At 73.8% G+C, this 20,717-nt stretch carries 15 protein-coding genes and 1 pseudogene; 14 read left to right on the forward strand and 2 right to left on the reverse strand.

Annotated features, from left to right (window positions below):
- Positions 1 to 84 precede the first annotated feature (84 nt).
- Together ACZ7D7_RS09410 and ACZ7D7_RS09415 are read left to right on the forward strand one after the other, a co-directional pair.
- Entirely contained in the window at positions 85 to 288 is a 204-nt protein-coding gene (locus ACZ7D7_RS09410; RefSeq protein WP_470823379.1) for a hypothetical protein, read from the forward strand.
- Positions 281 to 1,375: a response regulator gene (locus tag ACZ7D7_RS09415; protein WP_470823380.1), complete on the forward strand. Its 1,095-nt coding sequence runs from the start codon at positions 281 to 283 to the stop codon at positions 1,373 to 1,375. Before ACZ7D7_RS09410 ends, ACZ7D7_RS09415 begins: the two co-directional genes overlap by 8 nt.
- Positions 1,376 to 1,484: 109 nt before the next feature.
- On the opposite strand, the gene ACZ7D7_RS09420 is transcribed toward ACZ7D7_RS09415, so the two are convergent.
- Positions 1,485 to 2,390: a Gfo/Idh/MocA family protein gene (locus ACZ7D7_RS09420; RefSeq protein ID WP_470823381.1), complete on the reverse strand. Its 906-nt coding sequence runs from the start codon at positions 2,388 to 2,390 to the stop codon at positions 1,485 to 1,487.
- Positions 2,391 to 2,555: 165 nt separating this feature from the next.
- Entirely contained in the window at positions 2,556 to 3,581 is a 1,026-nt protein-coding gene (locus ACZ7D7_RS09425; protein ID WP_470823382.1) for a LacI family DNA-binding transcriptional regulator, read from the reverse strand.
- Positions 3,582 to 3,817: 236 nt separating this feature from the next.
- On the opposite strand from ACZ7D7_RS09425, the gene arfA reads away from it, so the two are divergent.
- From arfA to ACZ7D7_RS09485, 12 genes and pseudogenes are all read left to right on the forward strand, one after another.
- A complete protein-coding gene (arfA, locus tag ACZ7D7_RS09430; protein WP_470823383.1) occupies positions 3,818 to 5,323 on the forward strand; it encodes an arabinosylfuranosidase ArfA in 1,506 nt (501 codons plus the stop codon).
- Between the two features lie 56 nt (positions 5,324 to 5,379).
- Positions 5,380 to 6,732: an ABC transporter substrate-binding protein gene (locus ACZ7D7_RS09435; protein WP_470823384.1), complete on the forward strand. Its 1,353-nt coding sequence runs from the start codon at positions 5,380 to 5,382 to the stop codon at positions 6,730 to 6,732.
- A 10-nt stretch (positions 6,733 to 6,742) separates the two neighbouring features.
- Positions 6,743 to 7,708 carry a carbohydrate ABC transporter permease gene (locus ACZ7D7_RS09440; RefSeq protein ID WP_470823385.1) on the forward strand — a complete coding sequence of 322 codons (966 nt, stop codon included), beginning with the start codon at positions 6,743 to 6,745 and terminating at the stop codon, positions 7,706 to 7,708.
- Positions 7,705 to 8,583 (forward strand): carbohydrate ABC transporter permease, encoded by an 879-nt coding sequence (locus tag ACZ7D7_RS09445; RefSeq protein WP_470823386.1) that lies wholly within the window; start codon positions 7,705 to 7,707, stop codon positions 8,581 to 8,583. The genes ACZ7D7_RS09440 and ACZ7D7_RS09445 overlap by 4 nt, the downstream gene beginning before the upstream one ends.
- A gap of 185 nt (positions 8,584 to 8,768) precedes the next feature.
- A complete protein-coding gene (gene bdeA / locus ACZ7D7_RS09450; RefSeq protein ID WP_470823387.1) occupies positions 8,769 to 9,704 on the forward strand; it encodes a bis(hydroxyethyl) terephthalate hydrolase in 936 nt (311 codons plus the stop codon).
- A 2,789-nt stretch (positions 9,705 to 12,493) separates the two neighbouring features.
- Positions 12,494 to 13,873 (forward strand): annotated as a pseudogene (locus ACZ7D7_RS09455) (helix-turn-helix transcriptional regulator); the annotation flags it as partial.
- Between the two features lie 139 nt (positions 13,874 to 14,012).
- On the forward strand, positions 14,013 to 15,275 hold the full coding sequence (locus tag ACZ7D7_RS09460) for a PucR family transcriptional regulator (RefSeq protein WP_470823388.1): 1,263 nt from the start codon (positions 14,013 to 14,015) through the stop codon (positions 15,273 to 15,275).
- Positions 15,276 to 15,780: 505 nt separating this feature from the next.
- The gene (locus tag ACZ7D7_RS09465; protein ID WP_470823389.1) at positions 15,781 to 16,563 is read left to right on the forward strand and encodes an ABC transporter ATP-binding protein; all 783 of its coding nucleotides are present in this window, start codon (positions 15,781 to 15,783) and stop codon (positions 16,561 to 16,563) included.
- Positions 16,560 to 17,360: an ABC transporter ATP-binding protein gene (locus ACZ7D7_RS09470; RefSeq protein ID WP_470823390.1), complete on the forward strand. Its 801-nt coding sequence runs from the start codon at positions 16,560 to 16,562 to the stop codon at positions 17,358 to 17,360. The genes ACZ7D7_RS09465 and ACZ7D7_RS09470 overlap by 4 nt, the downstream gene beginning before the upstream one ends.
- Positions 17,357 to 18,253, forward strand: a complete 897-nt coding sequence (locus tag ACZ7D7_RS09475; protein WP_470823391.1) for a branched-chain amino acid ABC transporter permease — start codon at positions 17,357 to 17,359, stop codon at positions 18,251 to 18,253. The genes ACZ7D7_RS09470 and ACZ7D7_RS09475 overlap by 4 nt, the downstream gene beginning before the upstream one ends.
- Positions 18,246 to 19,370, forward strand: a complete 1,125-nt coding sequence (locus ACZ7D7_RS09480; RefSeq protein WP_470823392.1) for a branched-chain amino acid ABC transporter permease — start codon at positions 18,246 to 18,248, stop codon at positions 19,368 to 19,370. Before ACZ7D7_RS09475 ends, ACZ7D7_RS09480 begins: the two co-directional genes overlap by 8 nt.
- Positions 19,367 to 20,641 (forward strand): ABC transporter substrate-binding protein, encoded by a 1,275-nt coding sequence (locus ACZ7D7_RS09485; protein ID WP_470823393.1) that lies wholly within the window; start codon positions 19,367 to 19,369, stop codon positions 20,639 to 20,641. The genes ACZ7D7_RS09480 and ACZ7D7_RS09485 overlap by 4 nt, the downstream gene beginning before the upstream one ends.
- The last annotated feature ends 76 nt before the right edge of the window (positions 20,642 to 20,717 follow it).

Consider the following 20,717-nt stretch of genomic DNA (forward strand, 5'->3'; position numbering starts at 1 on the left):
GGGCGCGCTGTTCCGCCGGGACCGGCGGAGTGAGAAAGGGCAGATCCGATGGATCGATCACTTGTGTCGGTGCGGGCGGCGCTGGTGCTGTTATTGAGCGGGCTCTCCGGTGGGGGAGCCGGACTGCTGTCGCTCCTCGCAGGCAGCGGGGTGGCCGGAGCCGTGCTCGCCGGGCTCACCGTCACCGGCGGAGCCGTGCCGGTGTTCAACCAGGCGATCGCCCCGGACGCCGGCCCGTCCGGGCCGGCCGTGAGCGAGGCGGGACCGAAGGGCGTGACCCGTGGGTGAGCTGCGTCCGCTCGCTGAGGACCTGACACCGGCATCCCGAGCCCTCGCGATGGCCCTGCGGGAGCTGTTCGAAGGGCTGGAGGTCTCGGTCCGCCGCTATGCCGCCCGTCGCGTGCGGGACGCCGGGACCTTTTCGCGCTACCTCAACGGCAGCCGCATCCCGCCGTGGGAAGTGGTGATGGACCTGTTCACCGACGTCGCCGAACACCGCGGTCGAGCCGCCACCCCGGAGGCCATCGAGCTCGTGCGCCGCCTGCACCGGACAGCCGTCGAGACCAGCGCGACGCCCCGCCACGCGATGGAGGTGCTGGAACAGCAACTCGCCGAGGCCGACCGCGTGTCCCGCCGCTCCACCGCCCGCGGCGACGCGCTGGGCGACGCGCTGCTGGACCGCAAACACCGCATCGCCGACCTGGAAGTGCGCCTGAACCAGCTGGAGGCGGAATGGAGCGCGGAGCGCCGGCGAGCCGAACGCCTGGCCGCCTCCAACCCCGACGTCACCGACCTGCTCCACGAACGCGACCAGCTCCAGGACGAGGTCACCCGGCTGTCCGCCCAGCTCAACGAGGCGGAGAAGCAGCGCAACGAAGCCGAACAGCGCTGCACCCTGCTGGAACGCCAGCTGGAGGCCGTGGAACGGGTGCGCAGTGTCGCCGCCGTGACACCGGCGGCCCCGCAGGCCATGCCCAAGGTCCTCATCGTCGACGACCAGCCGGACAACCTGCTGGCCATGACCGCCGTACTGTCCACCCTCGACCAGGAACTCGTCGCTGTCCCCTCCGGGCGCGAGGCCCTCAAGGCACTCCTCGATCACGACGACTTCGCCGTGATCATCATGGACGTCCAGATGCCCGACATGGACGGCTACGAGACGGCCGCCCACATCAAGCGACGCCCTCGCACCCACGACGTTCCCATCATCTTCCTCACCGCGATGGGCACGGACCCGGTGCACTCCGCCCGCGGATACGCCGCAGGCGCGGTCGACTACATCAGCAAGCCCTTCGACCCCTGGGTGCTGCGCGCCAAGGTCGCGGTGTTCACCGGCATCTACCTGGAGCAGCGGCGTCTCGCCGGAGAGCAGTGAGCGCCCCCGGCGCGCACGAGGGGCGACGGGCCCACGGCCGACGGGCCCACGGCCGACGGGCCCACGGGCGACGGGCCGCGCGTGAGCGGTTCGCCGCCCACCGCGGGTCTCATCGTCCCGCGGCGGTCTCCTGCCCGGCGGCCCCGCCCAGCAAAGCCCCCGCATTCGCCAGCACTTCCGTGACCCGGAGGGCGAACTCCGCGTCGCACGAGTGTGGTGCGCCGGTACGGGCGGCCGTCAGGAGGGCATCCGCCGCTCGGACCAGGGCCGGAACCGGGCCGTCCGTGGGCTGCGGCATCAGCTGGACGCCGGTTCCGCCGCGCAGTTCCACCGTCGCTCCCGACGCGGCGGGCGGGGCCGTCAGGCTCAGGGTGAGCGTGCTCGACGCGCCGCCCACGTGTTCCAGCACGACGTGGACCGTGTCGCCGGGGCCGTGCGCGGCGGCGGCCACGCGGCGTACGTCGCCGAGCGTCGGCAGCAGCACCGACAGGGCGTGCGGGCCGACGTCCCACAGCGCGCCCATCTCCCGCCGCCACGGCGTCGCGAAGGGGCTGTCGCCCGTGAAGACCGCGCCGAGCCACTCCGCCCGCCCCGTGAACCAGTCCCGGCGCCCCGCCTGTTCGGCGATCCACGCCTCGGTCTCCGGCTGGAAGCGCGTCGTGAAGAACACGACCGAGGCGGCCGACGACTCCCGGACCGCGTCGAGCACGGCCCGCCCCTGCGGCACGGTCAGGGCGAGCGGCTTGTCGAGCAGCAGATGGCACCCGGCGCGCGCCGCCCGCACCGCCAGCTCCGCCTGGACGTCCGGCGGCAGCGCCACGGCGACGGCGTCCACGTCGGCCAGCAGCGCGTCGACGTCCTCGTACGCGCGCGTGCCGTGCGCGTCGGCGAGTTCCCTCGCCGCCTCGGGGCGCCGGCCCCACACACCGGCGAAGTCCAGCCCGTCGTGCTCGCTCAGCGCGGGCGCGTGAGCGATCCGGGCCCAGGGCCCCGTACCGAGCAGTCCGATGCGCATGCCGTCGCCTTTCCCGGCAGCCACTGCCGAGGTGTCGGGGTGTCACGTGCCCGCGGGGGTGCGGAGGCACCTGCGAGGGGGAGGGAGGTGCCGGCGGTCGGTGTGGAGGTGGTGCCGATCGTAATGGGTCCGCACGCCGGCCCCGTGCCTCACCCGCCCCGTGCCTCAGCCCAGCCCTGTGCTCTCCCGCACGATCAGTCGGTAGTCCGCCGCCACCTCCCGCGCGTCCGGCAGGCGGCGGCCCTGGCGGCGGGGGCCGTTGATCTGGGCGTCGAGCATGTCGACGGCCACGCGGGCGATCTGTGCCTTGTCGGGGGAGACCGTGGTGAGCGTCGGCGTGCTGTAGCGGCCGTCCTCGATGTCGTCGAAGCCCGCCACGGCCACGTCCTCCGGCACTCGCAGCCCGGATGACAGCGCGGTGCGCAGCGCGCCGAGCGCCAGCAGGTCGTTGCAGCAGAACACGGCCCGCGGCGGCTCGGGCAGGTCGAGCAGCTGCCGCATCAGCCGGGCCCCGTCGGCGCGGTGGTAGGAGGGGGTCGCCGGTGCCAGGGACTCGTCGTAGGCGATACCCGCCGCGCCCAGCGCCTCGCGGTAGCCGGCGAGCCGCAGGTGCGCGGTGTTCGCGCTGGGGTTCTCCTGGCGGCCGATGGCGGCGATCCGGGTGTGCCCGAGCGCGATCAGGTGCTCGGTCACCTCGCGGGCGGCGCGCTGGTTGTCGATGGCGACGTGATGCGTCGGGCCGTCCAGCACCCGCTCGCCCAGGAGCACCAGCGCGGTGGTGTCCGTGCGGGCCGACAGCTCCTCGCGGCCCACCGCGATCGGGCTGAAGATCAGCCCGTCGATGCGCTGCTCGCGCACCCCGTCCAGCACCTCGCGCTCGCGGTCCGGCAGCCCGTCGGTCTGCTCGATCAGCACGGTCCAGCCCCGCTCGGACGCCGCCTCGATCACGAACCGGGTCAGCTCGGCGAAGTAGGGGGCGTCCAGCTCGGGAAGGGCCAGGGCGATCACGCCCGTACGGCCCTGGCGCAGGTTACGGGCCGACAGGTTGGGCCGGTAGTCCAGCTCCGCCAGGGCGCGCTCCACCTTCTCGCGCGTCGTCGGCGAGACGTACGTGTAGCCGTTGACAACGTTGGACACCGTCTTCACGGACACCCCGGCCAGTGCCGCGACGTCCTTGAGACTCGCCCCCACCTGATCACCTCCACCGCACCCCGCGGGGTGCTCCCAGCCCGTGACACGACTCACCGTCGCACACGGGACGCCCATGACATGCGCCGCCCCTGGTCCGAGGGGGGCCGAAACTTTTTCGGCGGATCCTTGCCGCAGGTATTTACCACGCTGTTTCAACGATGTAATCGTACTCCTGCCGCGCCCGCCCCACGAGGCCGCGCGGCTGACCGCAGTACCGATTCAGGGAGTCACGCTTCATGACCACCGCCCGCCTCACCGTGGACCCGGCCTTCCTCGTAGGGTCCGTCGACCGACGACTGTTCGGCTCGTTCGTCGAGCACATGGGCAGGTGCGTCTACACCGGCATCTACGAGCCCGGCCACCCCGCCGCCGACGAGGACGGCTTCCGCACCGACGTGCTGGACCTGGTGCGCGAGCTCGGCGTCACCACCGTGCGCTACCCCGGCGGCAACTTCGTCTCCAACCACCGCTGGGAGGACGGCGTCGGCCCCCGCGAGGAGCGCCCGCGCCGCCTGGACCTCGCCTGGCGCAGCATCGAGTCCAACGCCTTCGGGCTCAACGAGTTCATGGCCTGGGCCGGCAAGGCGGGCGTCGAGCCGATGATGGCCCTCAACCTCGGCACGCGCGGCACCGCCGAGGCCCTCGACCTGCTCGAGTACGCCAACTACCCGTCCGGCACGACCCTTTCGGACCTGCGTCGTGCGCACGGCGTGGAAGAGCCGCACGACATCCGGATGTGGTGCCTGGGCAACGAGCTCGACGGGCCCTGGCAGATGGGCCACAAGACGGCCCACGAGTACGGCCGTGTCGCCGCCGAGACCGCCCGCGCCATGAAGCGGTTCGACCCGTCGCTGCAACTCGTCGCGTGCGGCAGCTCCAACGCGTACATCGACACCTTCGCCTCCTGGGAGGCGACCGTGCTGGAGCACACCTACGAGTTCGTCGACTACGTGTCCCTGCACGCCTACTACGAGCCGGTCGACGGCGACGTCGACTCCTTCCTCGCGAGCGGCGCCGAGATGGACCGGATGATCTCCGCGATCACGGCCACCGCCGACCACATCGGCGCCAAGGTGCGCAGCGACAAGAAGATCAAGCTGTCGTTCGACGAGTGGAACGTCTGGCGCCAGAGCCGCTTCGGCGGCGAGGCCTCCCTGGACTGGCGCCCGGCCCCCGAACTCATCGAGGACGTCTACGACGTCACCGACGCCGTCGTCGTCGGCAGCCTCCTCGTCACGCTGCTGCGGCACGCCGACCGGGTGGGCGCGGCCTGCCAGGCGCAGCTCGCCAACGTGATCGCGCCCATCCTGACCAGCCCGCAGGGCCCGGCCTGGCGGCAGACGATCTTCCACCCGTTCGCGCTGACCGCCCGCCACGCGCGCGGCACCGTGCTGCGCGTCGACCCCGAGTCCCCGGTGATCGACACCGCCCGCTACGGCGAGGTGCCCGCGTTGTGGGCGACCGCCACCCACGACGAGGAGACCGGCGACGTCGTACTCTTCGCCGTCAACCGGGACCGCACCGGGCCGCTGCGGCTCACCGCCGACGTACGGGCCTTCCCCGGCGCCCGTGTCGCGGAGCACCTGATCCTGCACGACGAGGACACCGCCGCCGTCAACACCGCCGAGCAGCCCGACCGGGTCCGGCCCCGCCAGGTGGACGGCACCAAGCCCGACGACGGCGCGCTCACCGTCGAACTGCCGCCCGTGTCCTGGACCATGATCCGCCTCACCACCCGCTGACCCCCGACCCCAACGCACCGGGGCCCGCCCGCGGGCCCACTCCCGAGGAGCACACCATGCGCACCACCGCGAACCCCACCTCCCCGCTCTCCCGCAGAACTCTGCTGGGTGCCTCGGCCGCAGCCGCGGCGGGACTCCTCACGGCGTGCAGCGGCGGCACCAAGATCGGCTCGGACGAGGGCGGCGCCGACTCGGCGCCCACCTTCAGCGGCGGCGAGTACAAGGGTCCCAAGGTGACCCTGGAGTACTGGAACGGCTTCACGGGCGGCGACGGCCCGCACATGCAGGCCATGCTCCGCGACTTCAACAAGCGCTACAAGGGCCGCATCGAGGTCAAGAACACCACCCGCCAGTGGGCCGACCTGTACCCGGCGCTGCCCACCGCGATCGCCGCGGGCAAGGGCCCGGACGTCGCGGTCGTGCACAACGACCAGATCGCCACCTTCGCCGCCCGGGGCACCCTCATCCCCCTCGACGACGTCGTGGAGGCCCTGAAGCTGACCGAGTCGGACTTCATCCCCGCCGTCTGGCAGGCCGGTGTCTACGACGACAAGCGTTACAGCGTCCCGCTCGACGTGCACTGCCTCGCCGACTACTGGAACGCGGGCCACCTCAAGAAGGCGGGCCTGAAGGAGGCCCCGGCGGACCGCGACGGCTTCGAGGGCGCCCTCGGCGAGCTGAAGGACGCCGGGGTCGCGCACCCGTTCTGGATGCCCAACAAGTGGCCCGCGCACCTGATGTTCATGACGCTGCTGTGGCAGTTCGGCGGCGAGCTCTACAACACCGAGGGCACCAAGGCGCTGTGGGGCTCCGGCGAGGGCGAGGAGGCCCTGGCCTGGATGGTGGAGCAGATCCGCAAGGGCTACAGCCCGGGCCAGGTCGCCCAGGACGCCCAGTACAACGCCTTCAAGAACAACAAGGTGACCTTCACCTGGGACGGCATCTGGCAGATCAACGACCTGAAGGCCACCGCGAAGAGCGTGCCGTGGCAGATGTCGAAGGTCCCCGTCATCGGCGGCACCGACGCGGTGTGGACGGCGAGCCACAACTTCGTGCTGACCTCCCAGGCGGGCCGCGACAAGAACAAGGTGCAGGCCGCGAAGTTCTTCATCGACGAGATGAGCGCGCAGTCCACCGAGTGGGCCAAGGCCGGCATGATCCCCGCCCGCAACAGCGTCCGCGCCGAGGCCGAGGTCAAGAAGCTGCCGCAGACCGCGCTCGCCGCCGACGTCGACGTCTTCCGGTTCCTGCCCGCCCTGCCCGGCCTCGGCGACGTCCAGACCAAGGCGCTCGAACTGGCCGTGCAGCAGGCCGTGCTGGGCAAGGCGTCCCCGGCCAAGGCCCTGGCCGACGGCGTACGGACCGCGAACAAGGTCCTCGCCGAGAACAAGCAGAAGTACGCGAAGTGAGGCCCTCCCCATGGTGCAGCCGCTGACAACGCGGCCGTCCGCCGCCCGGGCCGACAAGGCCCGCGGCGGCGAATCGCCCCGGGCCACCGCCCGTTACCGGTGGTGGACCCCCTACGTGTTCATGGCGCCGTATCTGGTGCTGTTCCTCACCTTCGTGGTGGCGCCCATCGGCTACGGGCTGTGGATCAGCCTGCACGCCTGGGACATCAACGTGGCCGCGAAGCCGTTCGTCGGACTGGACAACTACCGCGAGCTGTTCACCCCCGACTCCGTGGACGCGCCCCGTTTCTGGATGTCGATGCGCGCCACCGGCATCTTCACGGCGCTGTCCCTGCCGTTCCTGCTCGTCGTGCCGCTGCTCGTCGCCCTGCTGATGAACGGCAAGTTCCGCGGCCGGAACCTCTACCGGGCCGTCTACTTCGCCCCGTACGTCCTCGGCGTGGCCGTCGTCGGCCTGCTCTGGCGGTTCCTGCTCGACGGCAACATCGGCATGGTCAACCACTACCTGGGCGTGCTGGGACTGCCCGACGACATCCAGTGGACGACCGACACCCCGGCCGCCTGGTGGGCGCTCGTCCTCGTCACCGTGTGGTGGACCCTCGGCTTCAACGCCGTCATCTACCTCGCCGGACTCCAGGACATCCCCGCCGAGTTGTACGAGTCGGCCCGCGTCGACGGCGCGAACGCCTGGCAGCGCTTCGTGCACGTCACCCTGCCGGGCCTGAGGCCCGTGGCGCTGTTCGTGGTCAACTCGACGCTGCTCGCCTCGGCCAACATGTTCGGCCAGTCGTACCTCATCACCGCGGGCGCCCCGGCCGACGAGACCAAGACGGCGATCTACCTGATCGCCGAGACCGGACTGCGCCGCTTCGAGATGGGGTCCGCGTCGGCGATGAGCTTCGTGCTCGCGCTGGCGCTCATGGCCGCCAGCGCGCTCGTGTTCCGCATCTTCCGCGAGCGGCAGGAGGACCGATGACCACCACCGACACCCTGCCGGACACGGAGAAGACGGCCGCCGTCACCGCGCGGCGGCGGCTGCGCCGCTCCCTGCTCCACCTGATCCTCGCCGTGGTGGCGGCCCTGTACCTCAGCCCGCTGCTGTACATGCTCGTCACCTCCTTCAAGAACAGCCCCGACGCGGGCGCCACGGACCCCCAGTGGATCCCGTCGCCCGCGACGCTGGAGGCGTACCGCACGGTGCTCGGCGCGAGCGACAGCCCCGTGCTGCGCTGGCTGCTCAACAGCGTCCTGGCCGCCGTCGCCCACACCCTGCTCGTGCTGGTGACGGCGACCCCGGCCGCGTACGCCCTGGCGCGCATGCGGTTCCGGGGCCGTACCGCCATCTTCACGGCGGTGGTGGCGACGCTGTTCGTGCCGCCGATGGTGCTGCTGATCCCCAACTTCCTCATCGTGAACGAACTGGCGTGGGTCGACAGCCTGCCCGCCGTGATCGTGCCGGGAGCGGCGAGCGCGTTCGGCGTGTTCTTCCTGCGGCAGTTCTTCCTGACGCTGCCCGGCGAACTGGAGGAGGCCGCCGAGATCGACGGCTGCAACCGCTGGCAGATCTTCGTGAAGGTGGTGCTCCCGCTCACCAGACCGGCCCTGGCCACCCTCGGCCTGCTGGCGTTCCTCGCCAACTGGAACGACTTCCTGTGGCCGTTGTACGTGCTGCTCAGCCCCGAGTCGCTGACCCTGCCGGCGGGCCTGGCCAACTTCCAGAACGCCAACAACATCCACTACGACCTGCTGATGGCCGGCGCGGTCATCGCCAGCGTCCCGGTGCTCCTGCTGTACGTCGTCGCGCAGCGCTGGGTGATCGAGGGGGTGTCGCGGTCCGGACTCAAGGGCTGAGAGCCGAGCGGCCACGTGTCCGCGGAGACCGGTGATATTGCCGGTCCCCGCGGCACGGGTGCGCCCCGACAGTGTCAGGGCAAGCCAAACGGCAGCTCCCGCCGGCGCCGCCGACGCGTCCCCGCGTCGTCCCCATGTGCTCACGCCGGCCGGGCGGCTCGCCACGACAGAGAGGACGACTCGTCGTGCAGCAGCACTCGCAGTCCAGCGCCGCACCCCTCCCCACCCCGCACCGCGCCGTCCGCGGCCGGACGGGCCGGCTCGCCGGTGCGGCGGCGGCGCTCGCCGCGGTGATCGGGCTCAGCAGCCTGACGAGCCCCGGCGCCCACGCCGCGGACAACCCCTACGAGCGCGGTCCCGCGCCCACCGTCTCCAGCATCGAGGCGCTGCGCGGCCCGTACGCCGTGTCGGACACCAGCGTGTCCTCGCTGCTGGTCAGCGGCTTCGGCGGCGGCACCATCTACTACCCGACCAGCACCGCCGACGGAACCTTCGGCGCCGTCGTCGTCGCGCCCGGCTTCACGGCCGACCAGTCCTCGATGGCCTGGCTCGGCCCGCGCCTGGCCTCCCAGGGCTTCGTCGTCTTCACCATCGACACGCTGACCAGGTACGACCAGCCGGACTCGCGCGGCCGCCAGATCCTCGCCGCGCTGGACTACCTGACGGAGCGCAGCTCGGTCCGCGGCCGCATCGACAGCACCCGCCTCGGCGTCATGGGCCACTCGATGGGCGGCGGCGGAAGCCTCGAGGCCGCCAAGTCCCGGCCCTCCCTCCAGGCGGCGATCCCGCTCACCCCCTGGAACACCGACAAGACCTGGCCCGAGGTCAGGACGCCCACCCTGATCATCGGCGCCGACGGTGACTCGGTCGCTCCCGTCTCGTCGCACGCCGAGCCGTTCTACACCACCCTGCCGTCGACCCTGGACCGGGCCTACCTGGAGCTGAACAACGCCACCCACTTCGCCCCGAACACCAACAACACGACGATCGCGAAGTACAGCATTTCCTGGCTGAAGCGGTTCATCGACAACGACACCCGCTACGAGCAGTTCCTCTGCCCGATCCCGCGGCCGAGCCTGACCATCGAGGAGTACCGGGGCAACTGCCCGCACACCTCCTGACGCTCCACCCGCACACCCGACGGCGGTCGCGCTCGGCGCGGCCGCCGTCGGCGTTGTGCGGGCGCAGCGCGCGAGGGCCCGGACGCTGGGCGGCGGCACAGTCCGCGTCCGCCTCCCTCGTGCCAAAGCGCAGGTGGCGGCGGCGATGCCGGGTCCGGTTGCCGCGGACGTACGGCTTCCGCCTTGCGTTACGCGCAAGTAACGTCACGGGAATGACCGCAGAGACGACCGTGAGGACGGCACCGCGGATCCACGGCCGGAGTACCCAACGGCGCGCGGTGACCGCACTGTTGGACCGGACGGCCACCGGTGGTGGCGTCCTCGTCATGACCGGGGAGCCCGGCCTCGGCCGCACCGCCCTCGCCGCCCTCGCCGCCGCGACGTTCACGGCCGGGCCGGTGCTCCAGGTGCGAGCGGGTTCCGGCGGGCCCGGTGAACCCTTCGCGAACCTGAGGGAGTTGATCCGCGAGTCCGCCGCGCTCGCCGGAGCCGGAGCGGGGGCCGGTACGGGTTCGGGGGCGAGGCCCGGGGTGAGCCTCGACCTCGGTGCGGCGGACGTCGGCGCGGACACCGAGGCGGCGACGGACGCGGCGACCGGGGCGTTGCTGGGCGCGCTGCGGGCCGCCGCCGGGGGACGCCGGTTGCTGGTCTGCGTCGACGACGCGCACCGGTGGGACGGCCCCTCCCGGGCCGCGCTCGCCCGGGCCGGCGCCCGCCTCCCCGGCGTCACCGGGGTGGGCCTGCTGGTGACCCTCGCCGCCCACCGCTCGGCCGGCCGGGACTTCGCCGGTCTGCCGACCGTCGGCCTGGACCCGCTGACGCCGCCCCAGGCATCCGCGCTGCTCGACGACGTCACCGGCGGCGACGTCGACCCCTCCGTACGCGCGGAACTGCTGGAGGAGGCCGACGGCAACCCCGCCCTGCTGCTCGCCCTCGTCCGCCGCCTGTCCCCGGCGGAACTCCGCGGCAGCCGCCCCCTGCCCCGTCCGACGGCCGACGCCGCGACACTGACCGCGCTGGCCGGGCCACACCTGGCGGACATACCGTGCGACGCCCACGACTTACTGCTGACGGCGGCAGCGGCGCTGCGCGAGTCGGACGACCCGACGGTGAACGCGCGACTGCTCCGCAGGGCGACACGCGGATTGCGCGAGGGGGCCGGGGCGGCGGCGCCTGGCCCGGCCGCGCACACCGGACCGGCCGCCGACGGGACAGCGGGAGAGCCGCACCGCCCGGTGGCCGAAGCCACCGGGCCAACGCGCCTCGGTGCGCGGTGGTTGGAGGAGTACGGCGGCCCCGGTGAGCGGGAGGGCCTGCCGGGGCACACGGCACACGCGCCCGGCGTACCGGCACCGGCCGGGGCTGATCCGGCCCGGGTTGACTGGGTCGGGGCTGATCCGTTCGGTGCGGAGAGGTGGGATTCGGGTGGGCCCTCGGGGGGCGGGGGTCCGGTCGGGCTGTTGGGCGGCCGGGGGTCGGGCGGGTCGTTGGGTGATGAGGGTTCTGGCGGGTCGTTGGGCGGCCGGGGGCCGGGCGGGCCGTTGAGCGATGGAGGTTCGGGCGGGCTGCCGGGCGATGGGGGTTCGGGCGCGTCATTGGACGGCCGGGGTGCGGTCGGGCTGTTGGGGCACGCCGGGCTCGTGGACCAGGGGATGGGGTCGGCCGACGACGACGGCTGGGCCGGTGTGGGAGCGGTCCCGGAAGGGGCCGGGGACTCGCGCCGCTGCGACGTCCCCGACGTGCTCGTCGCCGTCGACGGCGGGTTCCGGTTCGCGGGGGACCTGATCGGCAGGGCCGTGTACGCCGCCGCGTCGGCCGAGCGGCGGCGGGCCGCGCACCGGGCGCTCGCCGCCCAACTGGCCGCCGACGGGCGCACCCTGCCGGCCCTGCTGCACCGGGCCTGGGCCGCGCCGAGCCCCGCGCCCCGCACGGCGGCCGAACTGTCGGCCGCGGCCGAGGAGTTCACTGACGCGCCGCACCTGCTGCGCGCCGTGGCCCACGCCCGCGCCGCCGAGCTGACGCCCGAGGGACCGGGCCGTGCCGCGCGCTACACGACCGCGGCGGAACACGCGCTGCTCGCCGGTCGCCCGCACCGCGCGCTCCGCCTCCTGGACGCGGCCCAGTGCTGGTCGGCGCCCGCCGTGACCCGGGGCCGCGCCGAACTCGTCCGGGGCTCGGCCGCGTTGCGGGACGGCGCCGTCGCCGACGCCCACGAGTCGCTCCTGCTCGCCGCCGCCCTGCTGGCCACCGACGCCCCGGACACCGCGGCCCGCGCCACGCTCGCGGCGGCCGACGCGGCGTGGGCGGCGGGGGACATGCACGGCTGCCTGGTGGCGCTGCGGGGGGAGGGCTGCCGTATGGAGGAGGCTGGGAGACCCCGGCCCGCGCCGACGGAAGCCGACCACCTCCGGCGCTACCCGCCCCGGCAGGACCCGTGCGGGGCCGACGGCTCCAGGCGCGGCCCGTCCGGGGACGAGGTCTCCCTGCGTGGCCGGACCCAGGGTGACGTCTCCGGTCATGGCCCGTCCGGGCCCGACGTCTCCGGTCATGGCCCGTCCGGGTCCGGCGTCTCCGGTCATGGCCCGTCCGGGTCCGGTGTCTCCGGTCATGGCCCGTCCGGGTCCGGTGTCTCCGGGCATGGCCCGCTCGGGTCCGGCGTCTCCGGGCATGGCCCGCTCGGGTCCGGCGTCTCCGGGCATGGCCCGCTCGGGTCCGGCGTCTCCGGGTCCGACGTCTCCCGGCATGGCCCGCTCGGGCCCGACGCCTCCCGGCCCGACGTCTCCCGGCCCAGCCCGTCCCGAGCCGGCGCCTTCCCGGCTGGCGCCTTCCCGGCTGGCGCCTTCCCGGCTGGCGCCTCCCCGGCCGACGTCTCCATGCGTGGCCCGTCCGGGCCCGACGCATCCCGGACGACCCACAGCGAGCGTGCCCTCCTTGCCGACTACCGGCTCGGCATGCGGGCCGTTCTCGAGGCGCGGCTCGACCAGGCCCTCGAACCGCTGCGCCGCGTCGTCGCGCAGGCCGGGGCCGACGTCCGGCCGCAGGCCCTGCTGAAGTCCGCCGCCGCCGGGCTGCTGCTCGGGGACGTGGCCGCCGCCCGCCGGGCCGGCGCCCGCGCCCTCGCCGCCACACGGAACCTCGGGCCCGCCGCGCTCGTGCCGCAGGCCCTGGAGTACCTCGCCTACGCCGAACTGCGCTCCGGCCGGCACGCGCAGGCGCGGGCCCACGCCGAGGAGGGCCTGCGGGCAGCGCACCGCACCGGTCAGCGCAACACCGCCGCCCAGCACCACGCCGTCCTCGCCCTCGCCGCGTCCATCGAGGGGGACACGGCCGCCGTAGCCGACCACGCGTCGGCCGCGCTGGCGACGGCACGCCGGCACGGCCTCGCGCAGGCCGCGACCCTCGCCGAGTGGGCCGCCGCCCGCGCCGACCTGGGCCGCGGCCGGCCCCTCGACGCCGCCGACCGGCTCGGCCCCCTCGTGCGGCCCGGCCCCCGGCGCGGCCACTTCGCCGTCTGGATGCTCGCCGTGCCCTGCTACGTCGAGGCCGCGGTGCTCGCCGGACGGCCCGACGACGCCCGTACGGTCGTGGCGGAGTTCGCCCTGTGGGCCGACTTCGGCGCCGACCCGCCCGCCCCCGCCCAGCTGGCCCGCTGCCACGCCCTGCTCGCGGGCCCCGACGAGACGGAGGCCCTCTACCTGCGGGCCCTCGCCCTGCACGACGAGGCGGACGGCGACTTCGAACGGGCCCGCACCGAGCTGCTCTACGGCAAGTGGCTGCGGCGCCGGCGCCGGCTGCGCGAGGCCCGTGACCGGCTCGGCGCCGCACTCGTCGGCTTCGAGCGCTCCGGCGCCCGCGTGTGGGCGGAGCAGACCCGCGGCGAACTCAGGGCGAACGGCGCCGCCCCGCACGGCACCGGCCCCGGCACCGCACCGTCCGCCCCGCACGGCACCGGCGCCGGCCCGCTCGCGCGGCTCACCCCGCAGCAACTGCGCATCGCCCGCTACGTGGCCGAGGGCGCCACCAACCGCGAGGTGGCGCAGCGGCTGGCCGTGAGCACCCGCACCGTCGACTACCACCTTCGTAACGTCTTCGCCGCAGTTGGGGTTCGATCCCGCGTCGAACTGGCCCGACTGGTCGAGCAGGCTCAAAAGACCGGTGCACAACCCTAGGGACCGACCGGACGGTATGCCATCCTTCGGTGCAGGACGAGTCAGGCGGCAGCCACCGCGTACGCGTCCGTGCCCCGGGACCGACGGGACGACCGGGGCCGGACGCATCGCGGCCAGCCGAACGTGGGGGAGGACCGCGATGCACAACGCCGTACGGTCACGCACAGCGATTCGCCGGGCGCCCGCGCCCGCACCGGGAGCCCGGCCGCGCCGTGTCCGGTCCCTGATCGACGCCGACGCCCTGCGGGTCCTGCACCGGGCCGCCCGGACCCTGATGGAGGAACTGCCCGACCTCACGGACCGGCTGATCGCCGCGCTGCGTGAACAGGAACCGGCCTACCGGGCCACGATCGAGAGCGACCCGGTCGGCACCTGGCAGGAGGTGCACCGCTCACTGCGGCACAGCGTCGCCTCGCTGATCGACCCGCGCGACGCCCGCGAGGCCGCTCGCCGCTGCTCCTGGAAGATCGGCGCCTCCCGCGCCGAGCAGGGCCTCCCGCTGGACGCCCTGCTGCACGCCTTCCGGCTGGGCGGCTCCCTGGTGTGGCAGGGCCTCGTCGAGGAGACCTCCCGCACGGCCCCCGAGGACGTACGCCTCCTCGTGCACGTGGCGTCCGACGTGTGGAACTTCGTGGACGAGCACTGCAGCCTCGTCGCGGACGCCTACCGGCAGGTCGAGCGGCAGCTGACCTGGCGGCGCGAGAACCGGGTGCGGCTGCTGGCGGGCGCCCTCCTGGACGGCACCAGCCGCATCTCCGACCTGCCCGAGGCCGCCCAGGCCCTCGACCTGCCGGAACACGCCCGGTACGTCGTCGTCGCCGTGGCCGCCGGCCACCCTTCGGCGTGCGCCGCCGCCCGCGCCGCCGCCGTGCCCGAGGGCATGCGCGTGCACTGGCACACCGGCGTGGAGGTGGACTACGGCATCGTCCTCGCCGGCGACGGCGAACTGCCCGCCCCGGCGGCCGAGGCCCCGCCCGGCTCCCGCATCGGCGTCGGCAGCGCCGTCGAGGGCCTGGCAGCGGTCAAGGACGCCCGCAGATCGGCCGACACCGCGCTCGGCATCTGCCCCGAGGAGGGCGGCACGGTCCGGCTGCCGGAACACCTGGCCGCCGCCCTCGTCGTCTCCTCGCCGGGGCTCGGCAAGGCCCTCGTGTCCCGCGTCCTCGGCCCGCTGCTGCGGCTGGAGCCCGCCGACCGGGACGTCCTGCTGGACACCCTCGCCGCCTGGCTCGCCTGCGACGGCTCCGCCCAGCGCGCGGGCGAGCGCCTGTACTGCCACCGCAACACCGTCCTGAACCGGCTCCGCCGCTGCGAACAGCTCACCGGCCGCTCCCTGGCCCGCCCCGCCGACGTCGTCGACATCAGCCTCGCCCTGACCGGCCACCGCCTCCTGCGCGACTGACCACCCACGGGCGCCCCCGCCCGGGCGCCCGCACACCCTCCCTCCCGCCCGCACCCCTGCGCGCGAGCCCTTGAGCCTGTTCGCGATCCCCATGCATGCCCGCGATCCCGCATGCCTGCCCCTCCCGACCCGCCCACCGCCCCGCCCGGGCGCCCGTCCACCTCACACACGCCCGCGCGCTCCCACCCGCCGCAGGTGTCCTCACCCGTGCGCCCGCACACCCCCGCACCCGCCCGCTCTCTCGCATGCCTCCGGCACGCCCGCCGCCGGCGCACCCGCCCTCCACCGACCGGCACACATCCGGTCCCTTCCCACCCCGGCACCCGGCCACCCACGTCTCCGGCACTCCTGGGCACCCGCACAACCTCCCCCCGCCCCGGTTGTAACGGGGCAGCGTACGGGCCTGAAGGCCTGTACCCGCGACCCGCGCCCGTGCTGTCGTGAGCTCCACTTCACCTTCACAAGAAGACCCGTGCCGCCACCGGCACGGACCCGAGGAGCCGCGATGTCCCACGCACCACCGGACGGGGAACAGGCCCTGCACGTCGAGGGCCTCGACGTGACCTACGGCCGCGCCCTGTCCGCCCTCCGCTCCGTGTCGCTGACCGTCCCGCACGGCGGCGTCGTCGCACTGCTCGGCGCCAACGGCGCGGGCAAGACGACGCTGCTGCGGGCCGTGTCCGGCACGCTGCGCCTGCATCGCGGAGCCGTCACGGCCGGCACCATCCGCTACGGCGACACCGTGCTCGACGGCCGCGACCCCGTCGCCGCCGTGCGCGCCGGAGTCGTCCAGGTCCCCGAGGGCCGGCGCGTGTTCGCGGGTCTCACCGTGGACGAGAACCTCCGCTCCGGCGGCCTCGGCCTCGGCCGCCGCAGGCCCGAGCAGGTCCGCGAGGCCCGCGAGCGGGTGTTCACGCTCTTCCCGAGGCTCGCCGAGCGCACCCACCAGGCCGCGGGCCTGCTGTCCGGCGGCGAGCAGCAGATGCTCGCCATCGGCCGCGCCCTGATGGCCGCCCCGCGCCTGCTGCTCCTCGACGAGCCGTCCCTCGGCCTCGCCCCGCAGATGGTGCAGCGGATCGCCGAGGTGGTCCGCGAGATCAACGCCCAGGGCACCGCCGTCCTGCTGGTGGAGCAGAACGCCGGCATGGCGCTGTCGCTCGCGCAGCACGCCTACGTCCTGGATGTCGGCGATATCGGCCTGTCCGGCCCCGCCGGCGAACTCGCCTCGACCGACGCCGTGCGCCGCCTGTACCTGGGCGAGGCCGCCGACGACCAGGGGGCCGCGTGACCAGCCGTACCACCGCGCCGCCCGAGCTCCAAGTCCGTGACGTGACCGTCCGGTTCGCCGGTCTGACCGCGCTCGACGAGGTGTCGTTCACCGTCGCCCCCGGCTCCGTGCACGCCGTCATCGGACCCAACGGCGCCGGCAAGTCGACCTGCTTCAACGTGCTGTCCGGCCTGTACCGCCCGGCCGCCGGCACCGTCCGGCTCGGCGACACCGACCTGACCCGGCTCGCCCCGCACCGCATCGCCGCCCTCGGCGTCGCCCGCACCTTCCAGAACATCGTCACCACCGAGGGCACCGTCGCCGACAACCTGATGCTCGGCCGGCACGCCCTGACCCGCGCGGGCTTCGCCGCCAGTGCCCTGCGTCTGCCGCGTGCCGTGCGCGAGCAGCGCGAACACCTCGCCCGCGCCCGCGAGATCGCCGAACTCGTCGGCCTGGAACGGCACTTCGACTCGCCCGTGGCGCTGCTGTCGTACGGCGACCGCAAGCGCGTCGAGTTCGCCCGCGCCCTCTGCCTGGAGCCCAGCGTGCTGCTGCTCGACGAACCCGTGGCCGGCATGAACGGCGCCGAACGCGCCCGCACCGCCGAGGTCGTCCGCACCGTCCGCGACACCCTCGGCCTGTCCGTGGTGCTCGTCGAGCACGACATGGGCCTCGTGATGCGCCTCGCCGACGACGTCACCGTCCTCGACTTCGGCCGCGTCATCGCCCACGGCACCCCCGACCAGGTCCGCCGGGACCCCGAGGTGCTGCGCGCCTACCTCGGCACCGAAACCCCGCAGGAGGACGTGGCATGACCGGCTTCCTCGACAACGTCCTCAACGGCATCGCCCTCGGCTCCGTCTACGCCCTGGTCGCCCTCGGATTCGTCGTCATCTTCAAGGCGTCCGGCGTGATGAACTTCGCGCACGGCTCGCTGCTGCTGCTCGGCGGCTACCTCACCGCCGTCCTGCACGACGACCTCGGCTTCGCCGGCGCCCTCGCGGTGGGCGTCCTCGTCACGGCGGCCGTCGCCGGCGCCATGGACCGCTTCCTGCTGCAACGCGGCGACCCGGACCCCCGGCACGCGCACGTGCAGACCATCGTGACCATCGGCATCGACATCGTCCTGCTCACCGACCTGGCCCGCCGCATCGGCGGCGACCTGCTCTCCACGGGCGACCCCTGGGGCGACTCGGTGAGCGGACTCGGACCGATCACCGTCGCCGACAGCCGGCTCGCCGCGATCGCGGTGTCCGCCGTCGTCATCGGCGCCGTCTTCGCCCTGTTCCGGTTCACCTCCTGGGGCCTGTCGCTGCGCGCGGCGGCCGAGGACGTGGAGGCGGCGTCCCTCATGGGCGTCCGCCTGGTCCGGGTCCGCACCCTCGCCTGGTGCCTGGCCGGGGCGCTCGCCGCACTGGCCGCCGTGTTCCTCGCCGCGTTCCCGGCGCCCGGCCTGGAACGCACCACCGGCCAGATCGCCCTCAAGGCGTTCCCGGCCGCGATCCTCGGCGGCATGGCCTCACCGACCGGCGCCCTCGCCGGCAGCATGATCATCGGCCTCACCGAGGCCCTGGTCGCCGGATACCAGTCCGACCTGCACGTCCTCGGCGAAGGCTTCGGCGACGTCGCCCCGTACGCCGTGATGATCGTGGTGCTCCTGATCCGGCCCACCGGACTGTTCGGCGCGAAGGGAGCGGCTCGTGTCTGAGCTCACCAACCGCCTGCTGCGACTGGCCCTGCCGCTCGTCCTGCTGTGCGCCCTGCCGTTCTACCTCGACGCCTTCTGGCTGCGCATCGGCCTGTTCTCCATGGCCGCGGCCATCGGCGCCGTCGGCCTCGGCCTGCTCAGCGGCACCGCGGGCCAACTCTCCCTCGGCCACGCCTTCTTCCTCGCCGTCGGCGCCTACGGCTACGTCTGGCTCGCGGGCGAGCCCGGCCCCGGCCTGCCACCGGCGCTCGCGATGGTCCTCGCGGTGCTGCTGGCCGGCGCCGCGGGCGGACTGTTCAGCCCCGTCGCGGGCCGGGTGCGCGGCATCTACCTCGGCGTCGCCACCCTCGCGCTGGTCTTCATAGGCCACCACGTCCTGCTCACCGCCGACTCCGTCACCGGCGGCTTCAACGGACGCTCCGTGCCACCCCTGGAGATCGGGGGGTTCGTCTTCGCCGCCGCCGACCCCGAACTGATCCTGCTCGGCGTCCCGTTCGGCGCCGAGGAACGCCTGTGGTACCTGGGCCTCGTCCTGCTCGCCCTCACCTGGTTCACCGCGCGCGGACTGCTGCGCGGCCGCCCCGGACGCGCCCTCGTGGCGCTGCGCGACAGCGAGACCGCGGCGTCCGTGATGGGCGTCAACGTCGCCCGCTACCGCTCCGCCGCCTTCGTCGTCTCCTCGATGTACGCGGGCCTCGCCGGCGTCCTCCTCGCCCTCGCGTTCCGCCGCGTGGTCCCCGACTACTTCGGACTCGTCCTGTCCGTCGACTACCTCGCCATGATCGTCATCGGCGGCCTCGGATCCGTCGCCGGAGCCACCGCGGGAGCCGTGTTCGTGACCGCGCTGCCGCTGCTGATGACCCGTTACGCCGACCAGCTCCCGCTGGTGACCGCGCCCGGCTCCGCCGAGGGCTCGGTCGGCCCCACCGAGGCGGCCCGCTACCTGTACGGCGCCGCCATCGTCCTGATCCTCCTCTACGCCCCGGACGGCCTGCACGGACTGGCCCGGCGCACCCGCGCCCGGCTGAGCCGCCGACGGCCCGGCCCACCACCCGCCGAGACCACCACGTCGTCACCCCAACCCTCGCCCGCACGAACCAAGGAGCACACCCCGTGAACACGCACCACAGACACCGCACCACCGGAGTCATCGCTGCCTCGGCCCTCTCGGCCGTGCTCCTCGCGGTCACCGGCTGCAGCTCCAAGGCGGGCGACACCAGCACCGAGAAGGCCGGCGACGGCGTCAAGGGCGGTCCCGGCGTCACCGCCAAGACCATCAAGCTCGGCGCCCTCACCGACCTGACCGGCCCCTACGCCACCCTCGGCAAGAGCATCGTGCAGGCCCAGCAGATGTGGGCCGACGAGACCAACGCCAAGGGCGGCATCTGCGACCGCAAGATCGAGATCGTCGTCAAGGACCACGGCTACGACGTGCAGAAGGCGGTCACGGCCTACGCCGACATCGCCCCGGACGTCGTCGCCATGCCGCAGGTCATCGGCTCGCCGGTGGTCGCGGCCCTGCTCGACGACATCGAGCGCGACAAGGTCCTCACCTTCCCGCAGGCCTGGGCGGCCTCCCTGCTCGGCAAGGACCCCGTGCAGGTCGTCGGCACCACGTACGACGTCGACATGATCGGCGCCGTCGACTACCTCACCCGCACCAAGGGCCTGAAGAAGGGCGACACGATCGGCCACGTCTACTTCGAGGGCGACTACGGCACCAACGCGCTGGAGGGCTCCACCTGGGCCGCGAAGCAGGCCGGGCTGAAGATCGCCGGCCAGAAGATCAAGGCGACGGACACGGACCTGTCCGCGCAGGTCTCCGCGCTCCGCAAGGCGGGCGTCAAGGCGGTCCTGATCAGCGCCGGGCCGGCCCAGACCGCCTCCCTGGTCGGCGTCGCCGCCTCCAAGGGGCTGAAGGTCCCCGTCGTCAGCAACGCCCCCGGTTTCGCACCGCAGTTGATGAAGACGCCCGCGGCGCCCGCCCTGGAGGCCATGCTGAGCGTGGTGAGCGCGGCCCCGGCCGTCAGCTCGGACCTGCCCGGCGTGAAGAACATGGTCGCCGCGTACCAGAAGAAGTACCCGGGCTCGCCGGTCGACTCCGGCGTGCTGTCCGGGTACAACGCCGCCCAACTCCTCGGCCAGGACCTGAAGAAGGCCTGCGAGGACGGCAGCCTCGCCCGTGAGGACGTGGTCAAGGCGCACCGCGCGCAGAAGTCCGTCGACAACGGCCTCGGCACCCCGCAGGACTTCTCCGACGTCAACCGCCCCGCGACCCTGTCCAGTTACATCCTCAAGCCCGACCCCAAGGCGGTCGGCGGGATCGTGCAGGCGGAGGAGGCCCACGAGGCCCCCGGCGTCGACGAGTACCTGAAGTCGCGCGGCTGAGCCGCCCCGGGACCACCCCGGCCCGCCGGAACTCCCTTCCGGCGGGCCGGTTCGCGTTCCCGGACTGGTTTCACCG

Source organism: Streptomyces sp. NPDC037054 (assembly GCF_055606745.1).

Bases quoted from the DNA above. Each gene is read 5' to 3' on its own strand.
- ACZ7D7_RS09465 (WP_470823389.1), top strand. From the start codon at position 15,781: ATGTCCCACGCACCACCGGACGGGGAACAGGCCCTGCACGTCGAGGGC.
- ACZ7D7_RS09460 (WP_470823388.1), top strand. From the start codon at position 14,013: ATGCACAACGCCGTACGGTCACGCACAGCGATTCGCCGGGCGCCCGCG.
- ACZ7D7_RS09420 (WP_470823381.1), bottom strand. From the start codon at position 2,390: ATGCGCATCGGACTGCTCGGTACGGGGCCCTGGGCCCGGATCGCTCAC.
- arfA (WP_470823383.1), top strand. From the start codon at position 3,818: ATGACCACCGCCCGCCTCACCGTGGACCCGGCCTTCCTCGTAGGGTCC.
- ACZ7D7_RS09440 (WP_470823385.1), top strand. From the start codon at position 6,743: ATGGTGCAGCCGCTGACAACGCGGCCGTCCGCCGCCCGGGCCGACAAG.
- ACZ7D7_RS09475 (WP_470823391.1), top strand. From the start codon at position 17,357: ATGACCGGCTTCCTCGACAACGTCCTCAACGGCATCGCCCTCGGCTCC.
- ACZ7D7_RS09445 (WP_470823386.1), top strand. From the start codon at position 7,705: ATGACCACCACCGACACCCTGCCGGACACGGAGAAGACGGCCGCCGTC.
- ACZ7D7_RS09435 (WP_470823384.1), top strand. From the start codon at position 5,380: ATGCGCACCACCGCGAACCCCACCTCCCCGCTCTCCCGCAGAACTCTG.